We start from the raw sequence: 2,742 nt of genomic DNA on the forward strand, positions 1-2,742 counted from the left end.
CCTCAGGCCGCGCCGCCAGCTCCTGGTACACGCGCAGGGACTCCAGGGCCCACGCCCCGACCAGCGGCTCGGGTTCGATGCGGTACGGCCACCACAGGCCGCCGGCGACCGCCGAGGTGGTCCGCTCGGCCGGCTCCCGCGCCCACACCCGTACCCGCCGTCCCGACTCGGCCAGCAGCACGGCCGTCGTCAGCCCGGCGACCCCGCCCCCGACCACGATCACTTCGTCACTCGGCTCAGTGTCCACGCCAGGACGATAGGCCCCGCACCACCCACCCCGGCAGACCGGGGCAGGACCGTGCCCGGCCCCGGTGACCGGCCGCCGGCGTGGCCGGCGCCGGTGCGGCACGCCGTTAGGATCGGCGTCCTGATGACTGCCACCCTCGTTGCCAAGAACCTCGCCGCCGGACACGGCGACCGGCCCCTGTTCTCCGGGCTCGACCTGGTCGTCGCGCCCGGCGACGTGATCGGGCTGGTCGGCGCCAACGGCGCGGGCAAGTCCACCCTGCTGCGGATGCTCGCCGGACTCACCCCGCCCGAGCACGGCGACCTGAGGCTGTCCCCGCCGGCCGCGACCGTCGGCCATCTGCCGCAGGAGCCGGAGCGCCGGCCCGGCGAGACCGTCCGCGAGTTCCTGGCCCGCCGCACCGGTGTCGCCGCCGCCCAGCGGGCCATGGACGAGGCCACCCAGGCGCTGGTCGACGGCGCGCCCGGCGCCGACGACGCCTACGCCGCCGCCCTGGAGCGCTGGCTCGGCCTCGGCGGCGCGGACCTGGACGAACGCGCGGAGGAGGTCGCCGACTCGCTCGGCCTGGCGGTGGACCTGGACCAGCCGATGACCGCCCTGTCCGGCGGCCAGGCGGCCCGCGCCGGCCTCGCCTCCCTGCTGCTGTCCCGCTACGACGTCTTCCTCCTGGACGAGCCCACCAACGACCTCGACCTGGACGGCCTGGAGCGTCTGGAACGGTTCGTCACCGGACTGCGCGCGGGCACGGTCGTCGTCAGCCACGACCGCGAGTTCCTCACCCGCACGGTCACCAAGGTCCTCGAACTCGACCTCGCGCAGCGGCGGATCAACCTCTACGGCGGCGGCTACGCGGCCTACCTGGAGGAGCGCGAGGTGGCCCGCCGGCACGCCCGCGACGAGTACGAGGAGTACGCCGACAAGAAGGCCGCCCTCCAGGAACGCGCCCAGACGCAGCGGGCCTGGATGGACAAGGGCGTGAAGAACGCGCGCCGCAAGGCGGGCGACAACGACAAGATCGGCCGCAAGTTCCGCAGCGAGGCCAGCGAGAAGCAGGCCGCCAAGGCCCGCCAGACCCAGCGCATGATCGAGCGCCTGGAGGTGGTCGAGGAGCCCCGCAAGGAGTGGGAGCTGCACATGGAGATCGCCTCCGCCCCGAGGTCGGGCGCGGTCGTGGCGACCCTGCGGGACGCCGAGGTACGGCGCGCCGGCTTCACCTTCGGACCGGTGTCGCTCCAGGTCGACTGGGCCGACCGGATCGCGGTGACGGGCGCCAACGGCGCCGGCAAGTCCACCCTGCTCGGCGCCCTGCTGGGGCGGATCCCGCTCGACTCTGGGCACGCGGCCCTCGGCTCCGGGGTGCTGGTCGGCGAGGTCGACCAGGCCCGGCTGCTGTTCCACGGCCCCGAGAACCTGCTGGACGCCTTCCGCGCGGCCGTACCCGACACCGAGCCCGCCGAGGTCCGCACCCTGCTGGCGAAGTTCGGCCTGAAGTCCGACCACGTCCTGCGGCCCGCTCGGACCCTCTCCCCGGGCGAACGCACCCGCGCCGCCCTCGCCCTGCTCCAGGGCCGGGGAGTCAACCTGCTGGTCCTGGACGAGCCCACGAACCATCTGGACCTGCCCGCCATCGAGCAGCTGGAGTCGGCCCTCGACGCCTACGAGGGCACCCTGCTGCTGGTCACCCACGACCGGCGCATGCTGGACGCGGTCCGGGTGACCCGGCGCCTGGAGGTGGCGGACGGCAAGGTGACGGAGCGTTAACCCGCCTTCGCGGACGCTTCCTTCGCCGCCCGTTCGACCCGGTCGTGGTGGTCCGGGTCGCGGGGCGCGACGTTGAGACCCTCCGGCCGCTGGCCCACGGCACCGTCTACCAGCTCGCGCACGATGTCGGCGTGTCCGGCGTGCCGCTGGGTCTCGGCGACCATGTGGGTCAGTGTCCGGTGCAGCGTGATCTCCCCGGCCCCGCCCGGCAGCCGGCCTACCGCGTCCAGGGGGAGCGCCGCGATGGTCTCGTCCGCGTGCGCGCAGGCCCGCCGGTACCGCTCGGTGATCTCCTCGCGGGTCTCGTCGGCCCGCGCCCACAGGTCCGAGTCCGGTTCGGCGTCACCCGTCACCCACAGGGGCGTACCGGCGAAGGGCCGGCCGAAGGCCGCGCCGAAGTACAGGGCCTCGGCACCTGCCACATGCTTGACCAGGCCCAGCAGATTGGTGCCGGTGGGCGTCAGCGGGCGCCGGATGTCGTACTCCGTGAGGCCGTCGAGTTTCCAGAGCAGCACGTCGCGCGCGTCCTGGAGATACACCTGGAGGTCGGCTTTGGGATCTGATCCTGTCATGGGACGAGTCTGACGATCAGGTGATCCTTGTCCACGGGTTATCCGGGGCCGGGCGGTGCTCCGCCCGGCCCCGGACCCGTCGCGTCAGCGCTTCTTCTGGTCCAGCAGAAGAAGCGCTGACGCGACGGGCGCCGTGGAGACGCTGAAGACGGTTCCGGCGGA

3 protein-coding genes are annotated in these 2,742 nt (G+C 73.6%); 1 reads left to right on the forward strand and 2 read right to left on the reverse strand.

The genetic code is table 11. The annotated features are described in order from the left end of the window. The coding region (locus H5J33_RS30125; RefSeq protein WP_181797954.1) for an FAD-dependent oxidoreductase at positions 1 to 223 on the reverse strand (223 nt) is incomplete at its 3' end. A 147-nt stretch (positions 224 to 370) separates the two neighbouring features. On the opposite strand from H5J33_RS30125, the gene H5J33_RS30130 reads away from it, so the two are divergent. Next, positions 371 to 2,008, forward strand: a complete 1,638-nt coding sequence (locus tag H5J33_RS30130; protein ID WP_181797952.1) for an ABC-F family ATP-binding cassette domain-containing protein — start codon at positions 371 to 373, stop codon at positions 2,006 to 2,008. Here the strand turns inward: H5J33_RS30130 and H5J33_RS30135 are convergent. Next, entirely contained in the window at positions 2,005 to 2,580 is a 576-nt protein-coding gene (locus H5J33_RS30135) for a DinB family protein (RefSeq protein ID WP_181797953.1), read from the reverse strand. The two genes, H5J33_RS30130 and H5J33_RS30135, sit on opposite strands and share 4 nt — an antisense overlap. Positions 2,581 to 2,742 lie beyond the last annotated feature (162 nt).

It is taken from the genome of Streptomyces sp. WELS2 (assembly GCF_013870595.1).
GTDB lineage: Bacteria > Actinomycetota > Actinomycetes > Streptomycetales > Streptomycetaceae > Streptomyces.

Coding starts and splice junctions, on each gene's coding strand:
- H5J33_RS30130 (WP_181797952.1), top strand. CDS start 371: ATGACTGCCACCCTCGTTGCCAAGAACCTCGCCGCCGGACACGGCGAC.
- H5J33_RS30135 (WP_181797953.1), bottom strand. CDS start 2,580: ATGACAGGATCAGATCCCAAAGCCGACCTCCAGGTGTATCTCCAGGAC.